General features: G+C 70.8%; 19 protein-coding genes, 2 tRNA genes and 1 pseudogene. 14 read left to right on the top strand and 8 right to left on the bottom strand.

Annotated features, from left to right (window positions below):
• Positions 1-223: 223 nt before the first annotated feature.
• Positions 224-439 (bottom strand): annotated as a pseudogene (locus OG622_RS09695) (VOC family protein); the annotation flags it as partial.
• A gap of 231 nt (positions 440-670) precedes the next feature.
• On the opposite strand from OG622_RS09695, the gene OG622_RS09690 reads away from it, so the two are divergent.
• The 4 genes from OG622_RS09690 to OG622_RS09675 all read left to right on the top strand — a co-directional run bounded on the left by OG622_RS09690 (position 671) and on the right by OG622_RS09675 (position 2821).
• Positions 671-919 (top strand): WhiB family transcriptional regulator, encoded by a 249-nt coding sequence (locus OG622_RS09690; protein ID WP_371574876.1) that lies wholly within the window; start codon positions 671-673, stop codon positions 917-919.
• A gap of 240 nt (positions 920-1159) precedes the next feature.
• Positions 1160-1231, top strand: a tRNA-Asp gene (locus tag OG622_RS09685).
• 106 nt (positions 1232-1337) lie between these two features.
• On the top strand, positions 1338-2678 hold the full coding sequence (locus tag OG622_RS09680) for an SDR family NAD(P)-dependent oxidoreductase (protein ID WP_371574875.1): 1341 nt from the start codon (positions 1338-1340) through the stop codon (positions 2676-2678).
• A 67-nt stretch (positions 2679-2745) separates the two neighbouring features.
• Positions 2746-2821, top strand: a tRNA-Trp gene (locus OG622_RS09675).
• Positions 2822-2844: 23 nt separating this feature from the next.
• Here OG622_RS09675 and OG622_RS09670 read toward each other — a convergent pair.
• The 4 genes from OG622_RS09670 to OG622_RS09655 all read right to left on the bottom strand — a co-directional run bounded on the left by OG622_RS09670 (position 2845) and on the right by OG622_RS09655 (position 7407).
• Positions 2845-3825, bottom strand: coding sequence for an acyl-ACP desaturase (locus OG622_RS09670; RefSeq protein WP_371574873.1), 981 nt, complete (start codon positions 3823-3825; stop codon positions 2845-2847).
• 229 nt (positions 3826-4054) lie between these two features.
• A complete protein-coding gene (gene ddaH / locus OG622_RS09665; protein WP_371574872.1) occupies positions 4055-4831 on the bottom strand; it encodes a dimethylargininase in 777 nt (258 codons plus the stop codon).
• A gap of 171 nt (positions 4832-5002) precedes the next feature.
• Positions 5003-6634 (bottom strand): ABC-F family ATP-binding cassette domain-containing protein, encoded by a 1632-nt coding sequence (locus tag OG622_RS09660; protein WP_371574870.1) that lies wholly within the window; start codon positions 6632-6634, stop codon positions 5003-5005.
• 356 nt (positions 6635-6990) lie between these two features.
• Positions 6991-7407, bottom strand: coding sequence for an SsgA family sporulation/cell division regulator (locus tag OG622_RS09655; RefSeq protein ID WP_371574868.1), 417 nt, complete (start codon positions 7405-7407; stop codon positions 6991-6993).
• Between the two features lie 317 nt (positions 7408-7724).
• Here OG622_RS09655 and OG622_RS09650 point away from each other — a divergent pair, with 317 nt between their 5' ends.
• From OG622_RS09650 to mmpA, 4 genes are all read left to right on the top strand, one after another.
• Positions 7725-8771, top strand: coding sequence for a WD40/YVTN/BNR-like repeat-containing protein (locus tag OG622_RS09650; RefSeq protein ID WP_371574866.1), 1047 nt, complete (start codon positions 7725-7727; stop codon positions 8769-8771).
• Positions 8772-8841: 70 nt separating this feature from the next.
• The gene (locus OG622_RS09645; RefSeq protein WP_371574865.1) at positions 8842-9168 is read left to right on the top strand and encodes a plasmid stabilization protein; all 327 of its coding nucleotides are present in this window, start codon (positions 8842-8844) and stop codon (positions 9166-9168) included.
• 47 nt (positions 9169-9215) lie between these two features.
• A complete protein-coding gene (locus OG622_RS09640; protein ID WP_371574863.1) occupies positions 9216-9905 on the top strand; it encodes an endonuclease V in 690 nt (229 codons plus the stop codon).
• Between the two features lie 131 nt (positions 9906-10036).
• Positions 10037-10183 carry a morphogenic membrane protein MmpA gene (gene mmpA, locus OG622_RS09635; protein ID WP_371574861.1) on the top strand — a complete coding sequence of 49 codons (147 nt, stop codon included), beginning with the start codon at positions 10037-10039 and terminating at the stop codon, positions 10181-10183.
• Positions 10184-10214: 31 nt separating this feature from the next.
• Here the strand turns inward: mmpA and OG622_RS09630 are convergent, their stop codons facing one another.
• Entirely contained in the window at positions 10215-11393 is a 1179-nt protein-coding gene (locus OG622_RS09630) for a trans-acting enoyl reductase family protein (protein WP_371574859.1), read from the bottom strand.
• Positions 11394-11485: 92 nt separating this feature from the next.
• Between OG622_RS09630 and OG622_RS09625 the strand changes: the two genes are divergently transcribed.
• The 4 genes from OG622_RS09625 (at position 11486) to OG622_RS09610 (ending at position 16722) form a co-directional block, all read left to right on the top strand.
• Positions 11486-11866 carry an MmcQ/YjbR family DNA-binding protein gene (locus OG622_RS09625; protein WP_371574857.1) on the top strand — a complete coding sequence of 127 codons (381 nt, stop codon included), beginning with the start codon at positions 11486-11488 and terminating at the stop codon, positions 11864-11866.
• Positions 11867-12021: 155 nt separating this feature from the next.
• Positions 12022-13233: a CaiB/BaiF CoA transferase family protein gene (locus OG622_RS09620; protein WP_371574855.1), complete on the top strand. Its 1212-nt coding sequence runs from the start codon at positions 12022-12024 to the stop codon at positions 13231-13233.
• Between the two features lie 46 nt (positions 13234-13279).
• Entirely contained in the window at positions 13280-14494 is a 1215-nt protein-coding gene (locus OG622_RS09615) for an acetyl-CoA C-acetyltransferase (protein ID WP_371574853.1), read from the top strand.
• A 53-nt stretch (positions 14495-14547) separates the two neighbouring features.
• Entirely contained in the window at positions 14548-16722 is a 2175-nt protein-coding gene (locus OG622_RS09610; protein WP_371574851.1) for a 3-hydroxyacyl-CoA dehydrogenase NAD-binding domain-containing protein, read from the top strand.
• Positions 16723-16865: 143 nt separating this feature from the next.
• Here the strand turns inward: OG622_RS09610 and OG622_RS09605 are convergent, their stop codons facing one another.
• Entirely contained in the window at positions 16866-17597 is a 732-nt protein-coding gene (locus tag OG622_RS09605) for a MerR family transcriptional regulator (protein ID WP_371574849.1), read from the bottom strand.
• 81 nt (positions 17598-17678) lie between these two features.
• Here OG622_RS09605 and OG622_RS09600 point away from each other — a divergent pair, with 81 nt between their 5' ends.
• Positions 17679-18158 (top strand): macro domain-containing protein, encoded by a 480-nt coding sequence (locus OG622_RS09600; RefSeq protein WP_371574847.1) that lies wholly within the window; start codon positions 17679-17681, stop codon positions 18156-18158.
• A gap of 50 nt (positions 18159-18208) precedes the next feature.
• Entirely contained in the window at positions 18209-18685 is a 477-nt protein-coding gene (locus tag OG622_RS09595) for a hypothetical protein (RefSeq protein WP_371574845.1), read from the top strand.
• Positions 18686-18773: 88 nt separating this feature from the next.
• Here OG622_RS09595 and OG622_RS09590 read toward each other — a convergent pair whose 3' ends face one another.
• Positions 18774-20279 (bottom strand): M1 family metallopeptidase, encoded by a 1506-nt coding sequence (locus tag OG622_RS09590; protein WP_371574843.1) that lies wholly within the window; start codon positions 20277-20279, stop codon positions 18774-18776.
• Between the last annotated feature and the right edge of the window lie 172 nt (positions 20280-20451).

The raw sequence follows: 20451 nt of genomic DNA, 5'->3' as shown, positions 1-20451 counted from the left end.
ACGTGGGGGAGTGGAGGCACAGCGGATGGGGCCCCTGCTGTGGTGCCTCCACTGTTCCCAGGAGGAGTTGAGGCGTCAAGACTTATGACTGAGAGCGCTCTCAAGAGTTGAGTGGGTTCATGAGGTGGCGACAGACCGAACGGTGTTCGGGCATGCGCGCCGGGCAGCGTGCCCGACACCGACGGCGGAGACCGACGGCCGAGACCGACAGGCCGACACGGCCGCTCCAGGACGGCGGGCTCTGTTCCGGTGGGTTCTGCGTACCGGCCGCGGCGGTGCGGCTGTCGAGCTGGAAGAAGCCGTAGCCGCCCATGTCGGGCCCGGCCGACCGGAACCGCCGGCCGAAGAGGTGGTGGTAGAAGGCGGCGGCGCCTTCGATGTCCGGGGTACCGAGGTCGATCCAGTTCGGTGCGCCGGTGCCATAACGGGTGGTGGGCATTGCCGCGCTCCTCTGAAGGGGTCGGAGGGGCCCGTTGCCTGTACTGCCGAGTCTGGCACCGCCCTCGGACGATCGCCCGCGTTGCTCCCACGGAGGCGCTTCGCCTCCGTGGGCGTCGCTCCGCGCGCCGCCGTGCGTTGCCTCACCGGCCCGAGGAACATTGCGGGCCCGGACCGTCGTGTTGATGTGGCGTTGATCGAACGTTTTTCGGCGCGCGGCACGATGCTGTGCATGCACAACGACACGATCACCCCGCTCGACAGCACCTGGCAGGAGCGGGCGCTGTGTGCGCAGACGGGGGCCGACTTCTTCTTTCCCGAGCCCGGCAGTTCGGTGCGTGAGGCGAAGCGCATCTGCGGCATGTGCGAGATGCGAACCGCATGTCTTGAGTACGCCCTGTCCAACGACGAGCGGTTCGGCGTCTGGGGCGGGCTGTCCGAGAAGGAGAGGCTGCGACTCCGGCGCGGCGACAACGGCTGACCCGACGGGCATCGAAACCGGCTGAGTCGACCTGCACCGGATTCCCTGAGCCGAGGCCCTGAACCGAACACCGCTGAGCCGAGGCCCCGAACCGAACACCGCTGAGCCGAAACCCTCTGAGCCGAACACCGCTGAACCGACACCGTTGACCGTTCGTGAACCGCCCGGCCCCGTAAGCCGGTTCGGGCATAAATCGGTGGGCGCCGCCCAGAGCGGTCGCATAGGATCCGGGAACGCGGTCCGGACGTAGCGCAGAGGCAGGCGCACCGCCTTGTCAGGGCGGAAACGCCGGTTCGAATCCGGTCGTCCGGACCGCGTGTGACTGATTCCGCGGCGCTCGGTGTTCCACGGATCCGAAGGCCGCGCGGGTCGGTCGGGGCAGGGGAACACGGCACGGGACACGCGGGGCGGGGCACGCATGGGCGACGGCGGCGGGATCACCGAGGAAGAGCTGGCGGCCTTCCACCGCACGGTCGGCAGGCTGCGGGCGCTGCCCGTCGACGACCCCGTGCGGCTACGGGCCGAGCAGGTCGCCGCGTCCTTCGCACGCGACGGCCGACAGCGTCGCCGTAAGACCCTCGGCGCCGAGAAGTCCGCCGCGGACGCCGCCGTGATGGCCGCGACCGCCACCGGAGCCCTGGAGCGCCGCGAGGACGCGCCGCTGCCGGCCGCCGCGACGGGCGGCGGGGGAGTCTTCCGCAAGCCGCGCACCTGCTACGTCTGCAAGACGTCCTATCGACAGGTCGACTCCTTCTACCACCGGCTGTGCCCGCGGTGCGCCGCCGACAACACCGCGCGGCGCGGCCTGAGCACCGACCTGAGCGGCCGCCGCGCGCTGCTCACCGGCGGCCGGGTGAAGATCGGCTTCCAGCTGGCGCTGATGATGCTGCGCGACGGCGCCGACCTGCTCGTCACCAGCCGCTTCCCGCACGACACCGTGCGCCGCTTCCGAGCCGAACCCGGCAGCGAGAAGTGGCTCGACCGGCTGACCGTCGTCGCCGTCGACCTGCGGGACCCGCGCCAGGTACTGGGCCTGTGCGAGCAGTTGCGGCAGGAAGGTGAGCCGCTCGACATCCTGGTGAACAACGCGGCCCAGACGGTACGGCGGCCACCGGAGTCGTACGCGCTGCTGGCCGCCGGGGAGTACGACGCGCTGCCCCAAGGGGCGCGGCAGGCACCCGGGTTCACGCCGATGCGGATGCTGGAGGGCGGGGCCGCCGCCCTGCCCGTCGCGTTGCGCGAGGCCGACGAGGCCGGGCTGCTGCCCGACCCCTCACCGGAGAACTCCTGGTCCGCGCGGCTCGGCGAGCTCGACCCGGCGGAGGTCCTGGAGACCCAGTTGGTCAACTCCCTCGCCCCGGCGCTCCTGTGCGACCGGTTGCTGCCGCTGCTGCTCGCCGCGCCCAGCCCTCGCCGTTACGTGGTCAACGTGACCGCCGTCGAGGGCCGTTTCGCCGTGCGCAACAAGACGGCCGGGCATCCGCACACCAACATGGCGAAGGCCGCGCTCAACATGCTCACCCGCACCAGCGCGGCCGAACTCGCCGACCAGGGTGTCCACATGTGCGCCGTCGACACGGGCTGGATCACCGACGAGAACCCCGCCCCGAAGAAACACCGCATGGCCGACGCCGGTTTCCGCACCCCGCTCGACATCGTCGACGGCGCGGCCCGTGTCTACGATCCGATCGTGCGGGGGGAGGCGGGAGACCCGGTGTCGGGAGTGTTCCTCAAGGACTACCGGGAGGGCGAGTGGTGAGGGGGATTCGCGTCCCCCGAAACCGGTCGCCCGGCAGGGCGCCGAGGAACTACCCTTGCCCGCAAGGGCGGGGCTGTAGCGCAGAGGCAGGCGCGCCGGTCTCCAGAACCGGAACACGCTGGTTCGAATCCAGCCGCCCCGCCCCCTGCTCCACCGTGCGGGCCGGTTACGCGCCGGCGGCCCGCGCCGCCATCCGCGCCTTGCGCGCCGCGAGCTTCTCGTCGAACTTGCGGGCCTCCGCGTCGAGGCCGCCCATGTAGAGGCCGAGCTCCTCCTGGGCCTTCATGCCCTCGGGGCCGAGGCCGTCGAGCTCCATGATCTTCAGGAAGCGGATGACGGGCGCGAGGACGTCGTCGTGGTGGATCCGCATGTTGTAGACCTCGCCGATGGCCATCTGCGCGGCGGCACGCTCGAAGCCGGGCATGCCGTGGCCGGGCATACGGAAGTCGACCACGACGTCACGGACCGCCTGCATGGTGAGGTCGGGGGCGAACTCGAACGCGGCCTTCAGCAGGTTCCGGTAGAAGATCATGTGGAGGTTCTCGTCGGTCGCGATGCGCGCCAGCATGCGGTCGCACACGGGGTCACCGGAGTGGTGGCCGGTGTTGCGGTGGGAGACGCGGGTGGCGAGCTCCTGGAAGGCGACGTACGCGACCGTGTGGAGCATCGAGTGCCGGTTGTCCGACTCGAAGCCCTCGCCCATGTGGGACATGCGGAACTCTTCGAGCTTGTCCGGGTCCACCGCGCGCGAGGCGAGCAGGTAGTCGCGCATCACGATGCCGTGCCGGCCCTCCTCCGCGGTCCAGCGGTGCACCCAGGTGCCCCAGGCGCCGTCACGGCCGAAGAGAGTGGCGATCTCGTGGTGGTAGCTGGGCAGGTTGTCCTCGGTCAGCAGGTTCACCACGAGGGCGATCCGGCCGACCTCGGTGACCTTCGACTGCCCCTTCTCCCAGGCCTCGCCGTCCTCGAAGAGGCCGGGGAAGTTGCGGCCGTCGCTCCACGGCACGTACTCGTGCGGCATCCAGTTCTTGGTGACCTTGAGGTGCCGGTTGAGTTCCTGCTCGACGACTTCCTCCAGCGCGTACAGCAGCCGCGTGTCGGTCCATTCGTTGGACGGGCTGCCGAGGTGAGGAGAAGTGATCGACACGAAGACTCCAGAGGGACGAACAGGGGACGATGACTCGGTGGGAGGTCACGGGCGGGTGACCAGAACCTACGGCATCGTAGGCTACGAACCCGTAGGTTACGATGCCGTAGGTTAAGCATGCTGTAAAGAACCGCTGATCAGCGGGGGTCTTGCGCGGGGTCGGCGGGTAGGTCGGGGGCCTCGTGGACCCGCAGGTCCCGGGGCCGAAAACGGTGAGGCAGTCACCCGGTCAGACGTACAGCTCCCGCAGCCGCACCGAGAGGCACGTCACACAGCCCTCCAGCTTCTCGAACTCGCTGATGTCGACCACGACGGGCTCGTACCCGAGGTCGGAGTACAGCTCCGCCGTCTTCGGCGCACTCGCCGCCATCAGCAGTTTGTCACCGCCGAGGAGCACCACATGCGCCCCGGCCTCCTCGGGCACCGGCAGGAAACGACCGAACAGCGACGGCATGTCCATCCTCGGGATGTGCCCGACGACCGTGCCGTCGGGCAGCGCGGTGACCGCCGACTTCAGATGCAGCACCTTGCTCACGGGCGCGGAGACGACCCGTGCCCCGAGCGGCTCGAACGCGGCCCGCAACTGCTGCACCCCGGCCGCGTTGGTGCGCCCGCCCCGGCCCACGAACACGGTGTCGCCGACCTTGAGGACGTCGCCGCCCTCCAGTGTGCCGGGTGCCCAGACCCAGTTCACCGAGCAGCCGAGCGCGGCCACGGCCTCCTCGATCCCTTCGGTCTCGGCCCGCCGGGACTCGGCGCCGGGGCGCGCGATCAAAGCCACGTTCTTGTACATGACCACGGTGTCCTCGACGAACACCGAGTCCGGACAGTCGTCGGCCGGGTCCACCTCGATCGTCTCCCAGCCGTGGTCGCGCAGGGCGTCCCCGTACGCCTCCCACTGTTCGACCGCGAGGTCGACGTCCACCTCCGTGCGTTCGACGTGCGTGACGAGGCCTTCGGCCAGGCGGGGGCCGGGGCGGCGGACGAGGGCTTTCCTGCTGGGCACGTAAGTGACTCCGAATCGGACGACGGCTTTCCGGCGCCCGTGAGGCGACGCCGGTCCGCCATCATGCAGCCCCGGTCCACCAGGACAAAACCCCCGGAGGCAGGCTGTGGCCCTCCTGAAATGCTCGCCGGTGGCCGGATCCCGCGTGGACGCCCTCGAAGGCCGGCCGGGTCAGCCGGTCGCTTCGATCTCCTCCGGCGTGGTCGCCCGCAGCTCTCCCTCCTCCAGCAGCAGCCACCGGGTGATCCCGATCGACTCCAGGAACGGCAGGTCGTGGCTGGCCACGATCAGCGCGCCCTCGTACGACTCCAGCGCGGTCGTCAGCTGCCGCACGCTCGCGATGTCGAGGTTGTTCGTCGGCTCGTCCAGCATCAGCAGCTGCGGGGCGGGCTCGGCGAGCATCAGGGCGGCGAGGGCGGCCCGGAAGCGTTCCCCGCCGGACAGCGTCGCCGCCGGCTGGTCGGCACGGGCGCCCCGGAACAGGAAGCGGGCCAGACGGGCCCGGACCCGGTTGTTGGTGGCGTCCGGCGCGAACCGGGCCACGTTCTCGGCGACGGTCAGCTCGTCGTCGAGGACATCGAGCCGCTGTGGCAGGAACCGCAGCGGGACATGTGCCTTCGTCTCGCCGCTCACCGGCTCCAGCTCGCCCGCGATCGTCCGCAGCAGCGTGGTCTTGCCCGAGCCGTTGCGGCCGATCAGCGCGATCCGCTCCGGGCCGCGCAGGTCGAGTCCGCCGCGCACCCGGGAGCCGTACCTCAGCTCCAGGTCCAGCAGGGTCAGGACGGTACGGCCCGGCGGCACGGCCGTGTACGGCAGCTCGACGCGGATCTCGTCCTCGTCCCGTACGGCCTCCACCGCCTCGTCGAGCCGCTCCTTGGCCCCGGCGAGCCGTTCCTCGTGCAGGATGCGGTGCTTTCCCGCGGACTCCTGGGCCGCGCGCTTGCGCAGGCCCGCGACGATCTTCGGTACCCGCTTCTGATCCTGCATCTTCTGCCCGAACCGCTTACGCCGGGCCAACTTGACCTGGGCGTCCACGAGTTCACGCTTCTGCTTCTTCAGATCGGACTCGGCGACCCGCACCATCCGCTCGGCGGCCTCCTGTTCGCCGGCGAGCGCCTCCTCGTACGCGGAGAAGTTGCCGCCGTACCAGGTGACCTCACCCGCGTGGAGATCCGCGATCTGGTCGACCAGGTCCAGGAGTTCACGGTCGTGGCTGACCACGACCATGACCCCGGACCACGACTCGACGGCGTCGTACAGCCGACGCCGCGCGTACAGGTCGAGATTGTTCGTCGGCTCGTCGAGCAGCAGCACGTCGGGTCGGCGCAGCAGCAGCGCGGCCAGGCGCAGCAGCACCGACTCGCCGCCCGACACCTCGCCGATCGTGCGGTCCAGGTCGACGTGGCCCAGGCCGAGTTGGCCGAGCGTCGCCAGGGCGCGCTCCTCCACGTCCCAGTCGTCGCCGACCGCCGCGAAGTGCTCCTCGGACACGTCACCCGCCTCGATGGCGTGCAGCGCGGCACGGGCGGCGGCGATTCCGAGCGCCTCGTCGACCTTCAGGCCGGTGTCGAGCGTGACGTTCTGCGGGAGGTAGCCGACCTCGCCGGCCACGCGGACGGTGCCGTCGGACGGGGTGAGTTCACCGGCGATCAGCTTCAACAGGGTTGATTTCCCTGACCCGTTGACACCGACCAGCCCGGTGCGGCCGGGTCCGAACGCGATCTGCAGATCGTCGAGGACGGGGGTGCCGTCGGGCCAGGCGAAGGACAGGGACGTACAGGTGAGAGAAAGGGGAGTAGACATGAGGGACCTCGCGAGTGCGGGAAGCGGCCAGGGGCGACGCGTTCGAAACACCGCGAGGGCGACACACGACGGGGGCGAGAGAAAAGCCCGCTGCCGACAGAACGGCTCGTACGCCGAGGTCGCACGCAACGCACACAGGAACGCCGGGAATCGGCAGGGTGTGTGACGCGGTGTCTCAGGACCTCAGACGAGCAACGTCCTTCTCCGATCAACGACAACAGGACCGTGGACCAACGTACGAAGGGGCCGGAAGGCTGTCAACGGATTAACGTGACGCCCGGACGGAGGGGCCCGCGGCGACCGACGTCCGGACCGGCCGCCCCCCGGCGGAGCGGGGCGGCGTCTGGGACGCGTCCTCAGCAGGCGTCGCGCATCAGTTGCGCCAGGTCGTGGTCGAGGTCGACCTGGTGGTGCTCCAGGCCGAGCGGCACCAGGTCGATCGTGCTGTCCAGGAAGCGCCGTACCTCGCCGGCGTGGACGTGCACCACGGCGGTGCCCTCGGGGGCGTGGAACTCCAGGACCAGTCGCTCGTAGCCGTACGGGCGGACGCGTACGTCCCCGTAGCCGACAGACTCCTCCATCCCGGTCACGAGGAGCTCGCGGGCGAAGGTCCAGCAGACCTCGACGCCCTCCAGCGTGGCCGGGGCGGGGAAGGTCATACGGACGGCGAAGGGGTCGCTGCGGTCGTAGTGGAGCGTTGCGGGAATGCTCGGCATCCGCGGCGCGGCGGCGACGAGACGGGCCTCTACGGGCTGCTCGATGACGGTGGACAACGCCTTGCTCCCTTGTGACGGGTGGACGGACTCCGGTGTGACGGGTGGACGGACTCGGATGACTGAGGCCGGGCATATCAGAAGACGCCGGATCGGGCCGATCCGTGCACATGAGGGTCGAGTGACCTCTGTCACCGAGCCCAATCACTGAGGTGATCGATTTCTCATCCCGCGTTCCGGGATATGGGAGAGGACACCGGACGCCGCCCCGCGGTTCCCGGCCGAGGGCATCTGGACGGCACCCGATCGGTGCACTAGCTTCGCCCGCCATGAGGGGCTTGGGGCAGTCGAGACGGATGAGTCGGACGAGTCGGACGATGGCGACGGGCCTGGCGGCGGCGGCACTCGCCGCGGCCCTGGCGGTGCCCGCACAGGCACAGGGGGAAGGTCGGCCACCACACTGGGAACTGAAGGAAACCGGCACTGACGTGCGCTTTCGCGGTCTCGCCGCCGTCAGCCGGAACAGCGCGTGGCTGGCGGGTTCCGCGGGGACCGTGCTGCGTACCGGCGACGGGGGCAGGACCTGGCGCAACGTGTCACCGCCCGGCGCACAGGAACTGCAGTTCCGGGACATCGAGGCATTCGACGCACGCAGGGCGGTCGTGCTGGCCATCGGCGAGGGAGAGGCCTCCCGCGTGTACCGCACGGACGACGGCGGTGCGACGTGGAAGGAGTCGTTCCGGAACACCGATCCGCGCGCCTTCTACGACTGCCTCACCTTCTTCGACGCCCGCCACGGACTCGCCATGAGCGACCCGGTGGACGGGAAGTTCCGCATCCTCTCCACCAAGGACGGCGGCCGTTCCTGGGCGGTCCTGCCGAACGAGGGCATGCCCCCGGCGCTGGAGGGCGAGGCGGGCTTCGCGGCGAGCGGTCAGTGCCTGGTCGGCTCCGGTCCGCGCGATGTGTGGCTGGCGACCGGAGGGGCCGCACGCGCGCGGGTGCTGCACTCGGCCGACCGCGGGCTGACCTGGACGGTCGCCGAGACCACCGTCCCGGCCGGCGACCCGGCCCGAGGTGTCTTCGCGCTCGCCTTCCGCGACCGGGCGCACGGCATCGCCGTCGGCGGCGACTACCGGGCCGACCAGCCGTCCCCGCGGGCCGCGGCCACCACCGGCGACACCGGCCGCACCTGGAAGCCCGCCGCGCAGCCGCCGCCCGCCTACCGCTCCGGGGTCGCCTGGCTCCCGTCCAGCCGCACGACCGCCCTCGCGGTCGGCCCCACCGGCACCGACGTCACCACCGACGGCGGCCGCACCTGGCGCACGGTCGACACCGGCTCGTACGACACCGTCGACTGCACGCCGGACCGGGGCTGCTGGGCGGCGGGGGAGAAGGGACGGGTGGCCCGGCTGGAGAACTGACCGGCAGGGGGTTCTTCCAGCAGGGATGGGTACTTGTGGCGTGTTCGAATCACGAAGGGAGTGATCGGCCATGCCACGCGGTTCGAGCCCCAAGAGGGAACGCCAGTACGAGCACATCAAGGAGAGCGCCGAGGACCGGGGCGAGAGCGAGTCGCGCGCCAAGGAGATCGCCGCCCGGACGGTCAACAAGGAACGCGCCCGGTCCGGCGAGTCGAAGACCGCGAGCCGCACCTCCACGCAGGACATGTCGTCGAGCAGGCGCGGCGGTCAGCGCTCGCACAAGGGATCCGAGGGGCCCACGTACGACCAGCTCTACGAAGAGGCCAAGAAGCGTGGTGTGCAAGGCCGTTCGGACATGAACAAGAGCCGGCTCAAGCGCGCCCTCGGCAACAAGTAGCCCCATCCCCGCGCCCCCGCGCCGGGATGCGTACGCTCGTCAGCACCATGACGACCGTACGCATCCCCGCGGGCTGGCCCGCCACCGAAGAGCAAGCCCTCGCCGTGCAGGACGAGTTGCGGGGCAGGGTGGTCCTCGACGAGACCGGGCCGCCGCCCGGCGCCGGGCATGTCACCGGAGTCGACGTGGCCTACGACGACGAGCGGGACGTCGTCGCGGCGGCGGCCGTGGTGCTGGACGCGGCGACGCTCGACGTGGTCGCGCAGGCCACGGCGATCGGGCAGGTCTCCTTCCCGTACGTCCCCGGACTGCTCGCGTTCCGTGAGGTCCCGACCGTGCTGGCCGCGCTCGACGCGCTGCCGTGCGACCCCGGCCTTGTCGTCTGCGACGGCTACGGCCTCGCCCACCCGCGCCGCTTCGGCCTCGCCGCCCACCTCGGCGTCCTCACCGGACTGCCCACGATCGGCGTCGCCAAGAACCCCTTCACCTTCACCCACGACGAACCCGGCACCCCGCGCGGCAGCGCCGCCCCGCTGCTCGCGGGCACCGAGGAGGTGGGCCGTGCCCTGCGCACCCGCGACGGCGTCAAGCCGGTCTTCGTCTCCGTCGGTCACCGGGTGAGCCTCGACAACGCCTGCGCCCACACCCTCGCCCTCACCCCGGCCTACCGCCTCCCGGAGACCACCCGCCGCGCCGACTCCCTCTGCCGCCGGGTCCTGCGGGACACGACCGGCTGAACCCCCGGAACCGGCCGTGAGGGGCCGCCGCCGGGGCAGCTCTCGGACGTACGCGCGGGCCGGGTACCTGAGTACGAACTGAGTACGCGTACGGATGCCGGGGTGTCGTCCTGATCGGCAGGCTGTGCCGTATGACGACGCACCGAGCCGCGAAGCCCGCCGCCAGCCCCACCCAGTCCGTCGAGCGTGCCGTGACGACCGGACTGCTGCTCGCCGTGATCACCGGACTGGCCTGGATCGCCGGGATGGTCTACACGCTGACGGGGTGGGCCCAGTAGGGCCCACCCCGTCAGCGTGCGGACCCGTCCGCTACTGGGACGCCGCCACCCGGAACGTGATCCCCGCCGCGCGCAGCCGCTCGATCAGCGCGTCGCCCATCGCGACCGCCGTCGTGACCTGCCCCGCCGTGACCGGGAGGTCGTCGAGGGCCAGGCACAGCGCGGACTCGGCGAACATCTTCGCCGTCTCGCCGTAGCCGGGGTCGCCGCCCGAGACCTCCGTGAAGACCCGGCGACCGCCGCCCTCGCCCACGAACCGCACCGAGAACCAGCTCTTCGCCCGCTTCTCCGCGCTCGGCCCCTCACCCGGCTTGAGCCGGTCGCCCAACCAGCGCCGCACCGGCGGCACCTGGGCCGCGGCGACGACAGCGCCGACGAACGCGACGCCGCCCACCGCGAACGGCAGGGTCTTCACGGCCGCGTAGTGGCGGTAGCGGAAGTCCGGACCGTAGCGCCGCAGGGCGCGCGCCGAGCGCTGCACCACCTGCGCGTCGATGGTCGGCAGCGGAAGCGCCCACGCCCCGACCTCCTTGGCGAACCGGGGCGCGCTCACCGGCGCGTACGCTCGCCGCCCCACCACACGCGGCTCGTGCCGCTTGCGGTCCTGCGCGGCGGCCATCGTCTGCCGGGTGCGCGAGAAACCGGTGAGCGCCGAGTTGAACGTCCCGCCGGAGAACATCCCTTCGGCGCGCACGAAGCCGTCCACGGTGATCGGCACGTCCTTCGGGAGCTGCTGCACGGTGAAGTACGCGCCCAGGTCGTGCGGTATCGAGTCGAAGCCGGCCGCGTGCACGATGCGGGCGCCGGTCTCGCGCGCGCGTGCGTCGTGTCTGACGAACGTCAGGTCGACGAACTCGGGTTCACCGGTGAGGTCGAGGTAATCGGTGCCCTCGTCGGCGCAGGCGGCCACCAGTTCCTCGCCGTGCGTGATGTACGGGCCGACGGTCGTGGCCACCACCCGTGCCTGCCGGGCGAGTTCGCGCACCGCCCCCGGATCGGACCCGTCCGCCTGGAGCACGCCGACCTCCGCGCCGCCGGGCAGCCGCTCGCGCAGCGCCGCGAGCTTCTCCGCGTTGCGCCCGGCGATCGCCCAGCGCAGCCCCTCGGGCGCGTTCGCGGCGAGATACTCCGCGGTGAGTTCCCCGACGAACCCCGTGGCCCCGTAGAGCACGATGTCGTACGCCCGATCCGCCCTGCTCTGCCCGCTCATTGAACCCCTCAGCACTCGCCCACGCGCCGTTGTCGGTGGCTGAGGCTAGCGTGAGTGAAGAGCAGCCGAGCGCGCGGGATCCGGAGGTGGCCGTGACCGTAGCCAGGAACGCCCTGAAAAAGTGGGAGAAGGTGCGCGAGTTCGCCCTGGGGATGCCTGGTGCGGCCGAGGATTTCCCGTGGGGCGGGAGTGTCGCGAAGATCAACAAGAAGGTGTTCGTGTTCCTCGGTACGGATGACGGCAGCTATCCGCTGGGCATCACCGTCAAGCTCAGGGACGAGGAGACCCATACCCACGCCCTGACCTGCCCCGGCGCGGAGCCCGCGGGGTACGGCCTGGGCAAGGCCGGGTGGGTGCGCGTCCCGCTGGAGGAGAAGGGCGCCCCGGGCGCGGAGCTGCTGTGCGACTGGGTCGAGGAGAGTTACCGCGTGATCGCCCCGAAGAAGCTGATAGCGGAGCTGGAAGCCCGCTGAGTCCGGCGCCGGGAGCCCGGTGGGGGCGGGCTGACACGTGGCGAGACTCCGGGCACAATGGCTAAGCGTTTGCTCATTCGGGGCTTGTGCGGAGTGGAACACGTTCTTAGCATCACTGGTGTTACATCATGTGTGTCACAGAGCATGGGGGCTCCATGGCAGTGGCGAAGACGCCCGGGCACGGCCCGCTCGCCGGTGTGCGCGTGGTGGAACTCGCGGGCATCGGCCCGGGACCGTTCGCCGCCATGCTCCTCGCCGACCTCGGCGCCGACGTCGTCCGCGTCGACCGGCCGGGCGGCTCGGGCCTCGCCGTGAACCCCCAGTACGACGTCACCAACCGCCACAAGCGCTCGGTGATCGTCGACCTGAAGTCCCCGGACGGCCCCGACATCGTCCTCGACCTGGCCGAACGCGCCGACATCCTGATCGAGGGCTACCGGCCCGGCGTCGCCGAACGGCTCGGCGTCGGCCCCGACACCTGCCACGCGCGCAACCCGCGGCTCGTCTACGGCCGGATGACCGGCTGGGGCCAGCAGGGCCCGCTCGCCCAGCGCGCCGGCCACGACATCGCGTACATCGCCCTGACCGGCACACTCGGCATGATCGGCACCCCGGACACCCCGCCGACCGCCCCCGCCAACCTCCTGGGCGACTACGCGGGCGGCTCCCTCTACCTCGTCGTCGGCGTCCTCGCCGCCCTCCACCACGCCCGCGCCACCGGCGCCGGCCAGATCGTGGACGCGGCCATCGTCGACGGCACCTCGCACCTCTCCGCGATGATCCACGGCATGCTCGCCGCCGGCGGCTGGCAGGACCGCCGCGCCGCCAACCTCCTCGACGGCGGCTGCCCCTTCTACGGCACGTACGAGACGGCCGACGGCCGGTACGTCGCCGTCGGCGCCCTGGAGCGGCAGTTCTACGACGAGTTCGTCGACCTCCTCGGCATCGCTGACCGGGCCCCCGACCGTAAGGACACGGCCGCCTGGGGCGAGCTGCGCGAGACGGTCGCGGCCCGCTTCAGGACCCGTACGAGGGACGAGTGGACGGCCGTCTTCGAGGGCTCCGACGCCTGTGTGGCCCCCGTCCTGTCGCTGCGCGAGGCCCCGCACCACGCTCATCTCGCGGCCCGGGGCACCTTCACCGACTTCGGCGGCATCACCCAGCCCGCCCCCGCGCCCCGCTTCTCCGCCACCCCCACCTCGGTCCGCGGCGGACCCGCCCAGCCGGGCGCCGCCACGGCGGACGTGGCCCATGACTGGGGCATAGCGGGCCTCCTGAAGGACGCCCCCGTCCACGACGCGTTTCCCGAGGACGGCTCCTCGACGGGCGACTCCCTGCCGGACGCCTCCGCGAAGGACACCGACTGACACCGGCCCCCGGGCCGTACCCTCCGCAACTGGAAAGGCCAGACTCGTGAGCACCGAAGCGTATGTGTACGACGCGATCCGCACCCCGCGCGGCCGTGGCAAGGCGAACGGCTCCCTGCACGGCACCAAGCCCATCGACCTGGTCGTCGGGCTGATCCACGAGGTCCGGCGCCGTTTCCCCGGTCTCGACCCGGCCGCCGTCGACGACATCGTGCTCGGCGTGGTGGGCCCGGTGGGCGACCAGGGCTCCGACATCGCCCGGACCGCCGCGATCGCCGCCGGACTGCCGGACACGGTCGCCGGCGTACAGGAGAACCGCTTCTGCGCCTCGGGTCTGGAGGCCGTCAACCTGGCCGCCGCCAAGGTCCGGTCGGGCTGGGAGGACCTGGTGCTCGCGGGCGGCGTCGAGTCGATGTCCCGGGTGCCGATGGGCTCGGACGGCGGGGCCTGGTTCAACGACCCGATGACCAACCTGGCCGTCAACTTCGTGCCGCAGGGCATCGGCGCCGACCTCATCGCCACCGTCGAGGGGTTCTCCCGGCGTGACGTGGACGAGTACGCGGCGCTGTCCCAGGAGCGGGCGGCGGCCGCCTGGAAGGACGGCCGCTTCGACGGGTCCGTCGTCCCCGTCACCGACCGCGCCGGCCTCGTGGTCCTCGACCACGACGAGTACATGCGGCCCGGCACGACCGCCGACTCGCTCGCGAAACTGAAGCCGTCGTTCGCGGACATCGGCGAGCTGGGCGGCTTCGACGCGGTGGCGCTGCAGAAGTACCACTGGGTCGAGGAGATCGACCACGTCCACCACGCGGGCAACTCCTCCGGCATCGTGGACGGCGCGTCGCTCGTCGCCATCGGCACCAAGGAGATCGGCGAGCGCTACGGCCTGCGCCCGCGCGCCCGGATCGTCTCCGCCGCGGTCTCCGGCTCCGAGCCCACCATCATGCTCACCGGCCCCGCGCCCGCGACCCGCAAGGCCCTCGCCAAGGCCGGGCTGACCATCGACGACATCGACCTCGTCGAGATCAACGAGGCATTCGCCGCCGTGGTGCTCCGCTTCGTCAGGGACATGGGCCTCTCGCTCGACAAGGTCAACGTCAACGGTGGCTCGATCGCGCTCGGCCACCCCCTCGGCGCGACCGGCGCGATGATCCTCGGCACCCTCATCGACGAACTGGAGCGGCAGGACAAGCGGTACGGGCTGGCCACGCTCTGCGTGGGCGGCGGCATGGGCATCGCGACCATCGTCGAACGCGTCTGAACGACCGGCGGATCACAAGACTTCTGCGGAAAGACTTCTACGGAGACCCTGTCATGACACAGAGCACCACCATCCGCTGGGAACAGGACCGCACGGGCCTCGTCACCCTCGTCATCGACGACCCGAACCAGTCCGCGAACACCATGAACCAGGCGTTCCGCGACTCCCTCGCGGTGATCACCGACCGCCTGGAGGCCGAGAAGGACACCGTTCGCGGTGTCATCATCACCTCCGCCAAGAAGACCTTCTTCGCCGGCGGCGACCTCCGCGACCTCATCAAGGTCACCCCCGAGACCGCGCAGCAGCTGTTCGACGGCGGCCTGGAGATCAAGCGCAACCTGCGCCGCATCGAGACCCTGGGCAAACCGGTCGTCGCGGCGATCAACGGCGCGGCCCTGGGCGGCGGCTACGAGCTGGCCCTCGCCTGCCACCACCGCATCGCCCTCGACGCCCCCGGCTCGAAGATCGGCTGCCCCGAGGTCACCCTCGGCCTGCTGCCAGGAGGCGGTGGCATCGCCCGCACCGTACGGCTGCTGGGCATCGCCGACGCCCTGCTGAAGGTGCTGCTGCAGGGCACCCAGTACACCCCGCAGCGCGCCCTGCAGAACGGCCTCGTCCACGAAGTGGCCGCCACACAGGACGAGTTGATGGACAAGGCCCGCGCCTTCATCGACGCCAACCCCGAGTCGCGGCAGCCCTGGGACAAGCCCGGCTACCGCATCCCCGGCGGCACCCCCGCCAACCCGAAGTTCGCGGCGAACCTGCCCGCCTTCCCCGCCACCCTGCGCAAGCAGACGAACGGCGCGCCCTACCCGGCCCCGCGCAACATCCTCGCCGCAGCCGTCGAGGGCGCCCAGGTCGACTTCGAGACCGCCCAGGTCATCGAGGCGCGTTACTTCGTGGAGCTGGCGGCGGGCCAGACGTCCAAGAACATGATCCAGGCCTTCTTCTTCGACCTCCAGGCCGTCAACTCCGGAGCGAACCGCCCCCAGGGCGTCGAGCCCCGCCAGGTCCGCAGGGTTGCCGTCCTCGGCGCCGGGATGATGGGTGCGGGCATCGCGTACTCGTGCGCCCGCGCGGGCATCGACGTCGTCCTGAAGGACGTGACGCCCGAAGCCGCCGCGAAGGGCAGGACCTACTCGGAGAAGCTCTGCGCCAAGGCGGTCGCCAAGGGCCGCACCACGCAGGAGAAGGCCGACGCGCTCCTCGCCCGCATCACCCCCACCGCCGATCCGGCCGACCTCGCGGGCTGCGACGCCGTCATCGAGGCCGTGTTCGAGAACGCCGAGCTGAAGCACAAGGTCTTCCAGGAGATCGAGGGGGTCGTGGCACCGGACGCGCTCCTCTGCTCCAACACCTCGACCCTCCCCATCACCGAACTGGCCGGGGGCGTCGTCCGCCGGTCCGACTTCGTCGGCCTGCACTTCTTCTCGCCCGTCGACAAGATGCCGCTCGTCGAGATCATCAAGGGCGAGCAGACCGGGGACGAGGCCCTGGCCCGCGCCTTCGACCTCGTCCGCCAGATCAAGAAGACCCCGATCGTCGTCAACGACTCACGCGGCTTCTTCACCTCCCGGGTCATCGGCCACTTCATCAACGAGGGTGTCGCGATGGTGGGGGAGGGCATCGAGCCCGCGTCGATCGAGCAGGCGGCGGCCCAGGCGGGCTACCCCGCCAAGGTCCTCTCCCTCATGGACGAGCTGACCCTCACCCTGCCCCGCAAGATCCGCGCCGAGTCCCGACGGGCCGTGGAGGAGGCGGGCGGCACCTGGACCGTCCACCCCGCGGAGGCCGTCATCGACCGCATGGTCGACGAGTTCGCCCGCCCGGGCCGCAGCGGCGGCGCCGGCTTCTACCACTACGGCCCCGACGGCCGCCGCGCCAAGCTCTGGCCCGGCCTGCGCGAACACTTCACCAAGCCGGGGTACCGGATCCCCTTCGAGGACATGCAGGAACGCATGCTCTTCTCCGAGGCCCTGGACACCGTGCGCCTGCTGGAGGAAGGCGTCCTCACCTCCGTCGCCGACGCCAACATCGGCTCCATCTTCGGCATCGGCTTCCCCGGCTGGACCGGTGGGGTCCTCCAGTACATCAACGGCTACGAGGGTGGCCTCCCGGGCTTCGTCGCCCGAGCGCGGGAGCTGTCCGACCGCTACGGCGAGCGCTTCACCCCGCCGGCCCTGCTGGTGGAGAAGGCGGAGAAGGGGGAGCGGTTCAGCGACGCGTGAAGCCCCCGGCGAGTCGAGGGCTTCGCTCGCCCCCGCCGCCCCTACCCGTCCCATCCTCAAGGGGCGCTGCCCCTTGAGGATGGGACGGGTAGGGGCGGCGGGGGCGAAGAAGACGTACGCCGAAGGCCCACGCGTCGCACCGCTCAGGACTCCGCCGGCCACTCCCTCAGCTCCGCCGTCAACGACCGCTGAAAGGTCGTCAACAGCGCCTGTACGACCAGTGGTTGCATATGGGCCGACAAGGACTTCACGGCCTGCGGATCGCGTTGCGCCACCGCGTCGCGGAAGAGCCGTGACAGCTCCTGGGCCGCCGCGCGCGAGTGCTCGATCAGCACGTTCCGCGCGGCGAGGATCGACTCCTCGGACAGGGGTACGTCGAGCAGTTCCACCCCGAGCCGCAGCAGCCCGGGATCCACCCGAAGACCTTCGCCGTCCCGCTCGATGACGCCCATGGCGACGAGCCGTTCCACCTCCGCCTCGCCGAGGGGCCGCCCCGCCAGCCGGTCGAACTCCTCCCGCGTGACCGTCTCCACCGCGTCCGGCGCCCAGGACGCCACCACCGCACGCTGCAGCGCGAGGTCGCGCGGGGTGAGGCCCGGCGGCAGCTGTCGCAGATACCGTTCGATGGCGGCGAGGGTCATGCCCTGCCGCCGCAGTTCCTCGATCAGCGCGAGCCGCTCCAGGTGATCCCGCCCGTAGTGACCGACCCGGCGGGGACCGATCGCCGGCGGCGGCAGCAGCCCCCGGGTGCCGTAGAAGCGGACCGTACGCACCGTGACCCCCGACCGCGCGGCCAGCTCGTCGACGGTGAGAACGATCTCTCCGGCGCCCTCCCCGGAGCCGGTGCCGGTGTTCTCTCCGGTGTCGGTGGTCATACAGAGCAGTATCGCTGTCTCACCAGTGCTGTGAAACCTCGGGCGACGGCGGTTGTCAGTGCGGCCCCGTACGGTGGCGTCATGTCGGGGATCACCTACGTCCGGGGGGACGCCACCGTGCCGCTGGGCAAGGGCGTCAAGGTCATCGCCCATGTCTGCAACGACATGGGCGGCTGGGGCAAGGGCTTCGTCCTCGCCCTGTCCCGCCGCTGGCCCGAGCCGGAGGCCGCCTACCGCGCCTGGCACCGCGACCGCGCGCACAACGACTTCGGACTCGGCGCCGCCCGGTTCGTCCAGGTCGGCCCCTACACCTGGGTCGCCAACCTGATAGGCCAGCACGGCACGCGCACCGGCAGCAAGGGAGTACCCGTCCGCTACGAGGCCATCGACACGGCCCTCGGCCTGCTCGCGGACAAGGCCCTGGGGCTGGACGCCTCGGTCCACATGCCCCGCATCGGCTGCGGGCTCGCGGGCGGCAAGTGGTCCCGGGTGGAGCCCCTGATAGCCGGCCGTCTGGTGGGGCGCGGGATATCGGTGACGGTGTACGACCACGGGGGCTGATCCCGGGCCGAGGTGCGGTACTCCGGGGTTCGCGCGGGTAAGGCACCGACATGGAGCTTCTCCCGATGGACATCGGCCCGTTGAACCCCGTGGTCGCGGAACTTGTCGTCGCGGCGGTGCTGTTCGCCCTGGTGTTCCTCTTCTTCGTCCGGCTCGTGCCCCGGATCCAGCGCGTCCTGGACGAACGGGAGGCGGCGACCAAGGGAACCGAGGCGCGGGCCGAAGCTCTGCGGGAGGAGGCCCGGATCAAGAGGGCCGAGGTGGCGGCGGCCCTGGCAGACGCCCGTCACGACGCCGCCCGCATCCGCCAGCGTGCCTACGAGGAGGGTGCCGCTCTGATCACGGAGGCCCGCGCCGACGGCAGCCGCGAGTACACCACCCTCCTCACCGAGGGCCACGCCCATCTCCATGCTGCCCGCGCCGCAGCCGAGGCCGAACTCCGCCTCCATGTCTCGGAGTTGGCCTCGAACCTGGCCGGCAGAATCATCGGCGAACCGATCGAGGCGAAGGTCCACCCGCGCCCTTGAAAGGTCTACGGCCTTTCAAGGGCGCGGGGAACCGCGCGCCGAGCCACGACGAACCAGCAGCCGAGAGCCGACTCACTCCCCCGAGCTCTCAGTGCCCACGCGCATGCTCATGAACGGAGTTCGTCGCCACGATCTTCTTCCAGGACCTCGGCGCCTTGGAAGCAACGCCGTTCGATGCCAATTCCACCCGCTCGGCCGCGGCGGCACTCGGTTTCACCGGCTGGTACAGCCACGTATCGAACAAAGCACCCAACGACTCCCCGGACACCTCCTCGGCATACGCGACGAAGTCGCCGACCGTCGCGTTCCCGTACGCGTACCTCCCCGGCCACCCCTTCAGGATCTCGAAGAACGCCTCGTCCCCGATCTCGTTGCGCAGCGCCTGCAGTGCCAACGCCCCCCGGTCGTACACGGCGAGATGGAACTGGTTCTCCGGCCCGGGGTCACCCGGCTCGACCGTCCAGAAGGGGTCGTCGGCCGGATGCGACGCGTACACATGGTCCGCGATCTCCTGCGCCGTCCCTTCGTTCTCGTGTTCGGACCACAGCCACTGCGCGTACCGTGCGAAGCCCTCGTTGATCCAGATGTCCTTCCATCCGGCGACGGAGACGAGGTCCCCGTACCACTGGTGGGCCAGCTCATGGACGACGACGGACACGTTCGACCCGTTCGCGAACTGCCGCGGGCTGTAGTACGGCCGGGTCTGCGTCTCCAGCGCGTACCCCACCTGGGGGGTGTTGGGCACGTATCCGCCGAGCGCGTTGTACGGATACGGCCCGAAGTACTCCGTCAGCCAGTCGGCGACCTCGCCCGTGCGTTCGACGCTCGCGCGGGCCGCCCCGTAGCTGTCGCCGATGTCCTTGCTGTAGGCGTTGATGATCGGGATGCCGTTCTCGGTCCGCCCGGTCGTGACGTCGAACCTCCCGACCGCGAGGGTCGCGAGATAGGTGGCCTGCGGCTTGTTGGACCGCCAGTTGTAGCGGGTCCAGCCGGCGCGGGAACTCGTCGACTGCAGCGTGCCGTTGGAGATCGCCTGCGAGCCGTCCGGCACGAGCGCGGACACGTCGTACGTCGCCTTGTCGAGCGGATGGTCGTTGCTGGGGAACCACCACCAGGCCGCCTCGGGTTCGCCCGCCGCGACACCGCCGTCGGGGGTGCGGAGCCAGCTGGTGAAGCCGTACGCCTCCTTCGACGACGGGACGCCCGTATAGCGCACCACGACGGCGATCTCCGCGCCCTTGGGCAGCGGGTTCCGCGGCGTGATCTCCAACTCGTGCTCGCCCGACGAGGCGAAGGCCGCCCTGGCGCCGTTGACCCGGACCTCGCTCACATCGAGCAAGAAGTCCAGATTGAAGCGGGACAGGTCCTCGGTGGTCCTGGCGAGCAGGGTCGCCGTGCCCTCCAGCCTGTCCGTCGTCGGCTGGTACTTGAGCCGGAGGTCGTAGTGGGAGACGTCGTATCCGCCGTTGCCGTAGGCCGGGTAGTAGGGATCGCCGATCCCCGCCGCACCGGGCGTGTAGTCGGCCGCCGAGGCCGGGAGCGCCAGCAGCAGGGAGGCCACGAACGCACCCGGGACGATGAGTCTGCGGTGCACGAATCACTCCAAGTCGTGGGGGGAGCGCTTCCGCGTCGGTGGGGGACACGTCCACGCGAATCTGTTCGGAGCCTATTCAGTCCCTGTGGGCCCGGCCGTGTCCACGGCCGCCCCTGTCACACGATCGGCATTCGGCCGACATGAGTGACCCAGTTCCACACTCCTTTCCGGC

Origin of the sequence: Streptomyces sp. NBC_01314, assembly GCF_041435215.1 — a bacterium.
Classification (GTDB): Bacteria; Actinomycetota; Actinomycetes; order Streptomycetales; family Streptomycetaceae; genus Streptomyces.
The sequence above is the reverse complement of the archived record's forward strand: the minus strand, read 5'-3'. Positions and strand labels throughout refer to the sequence as shown.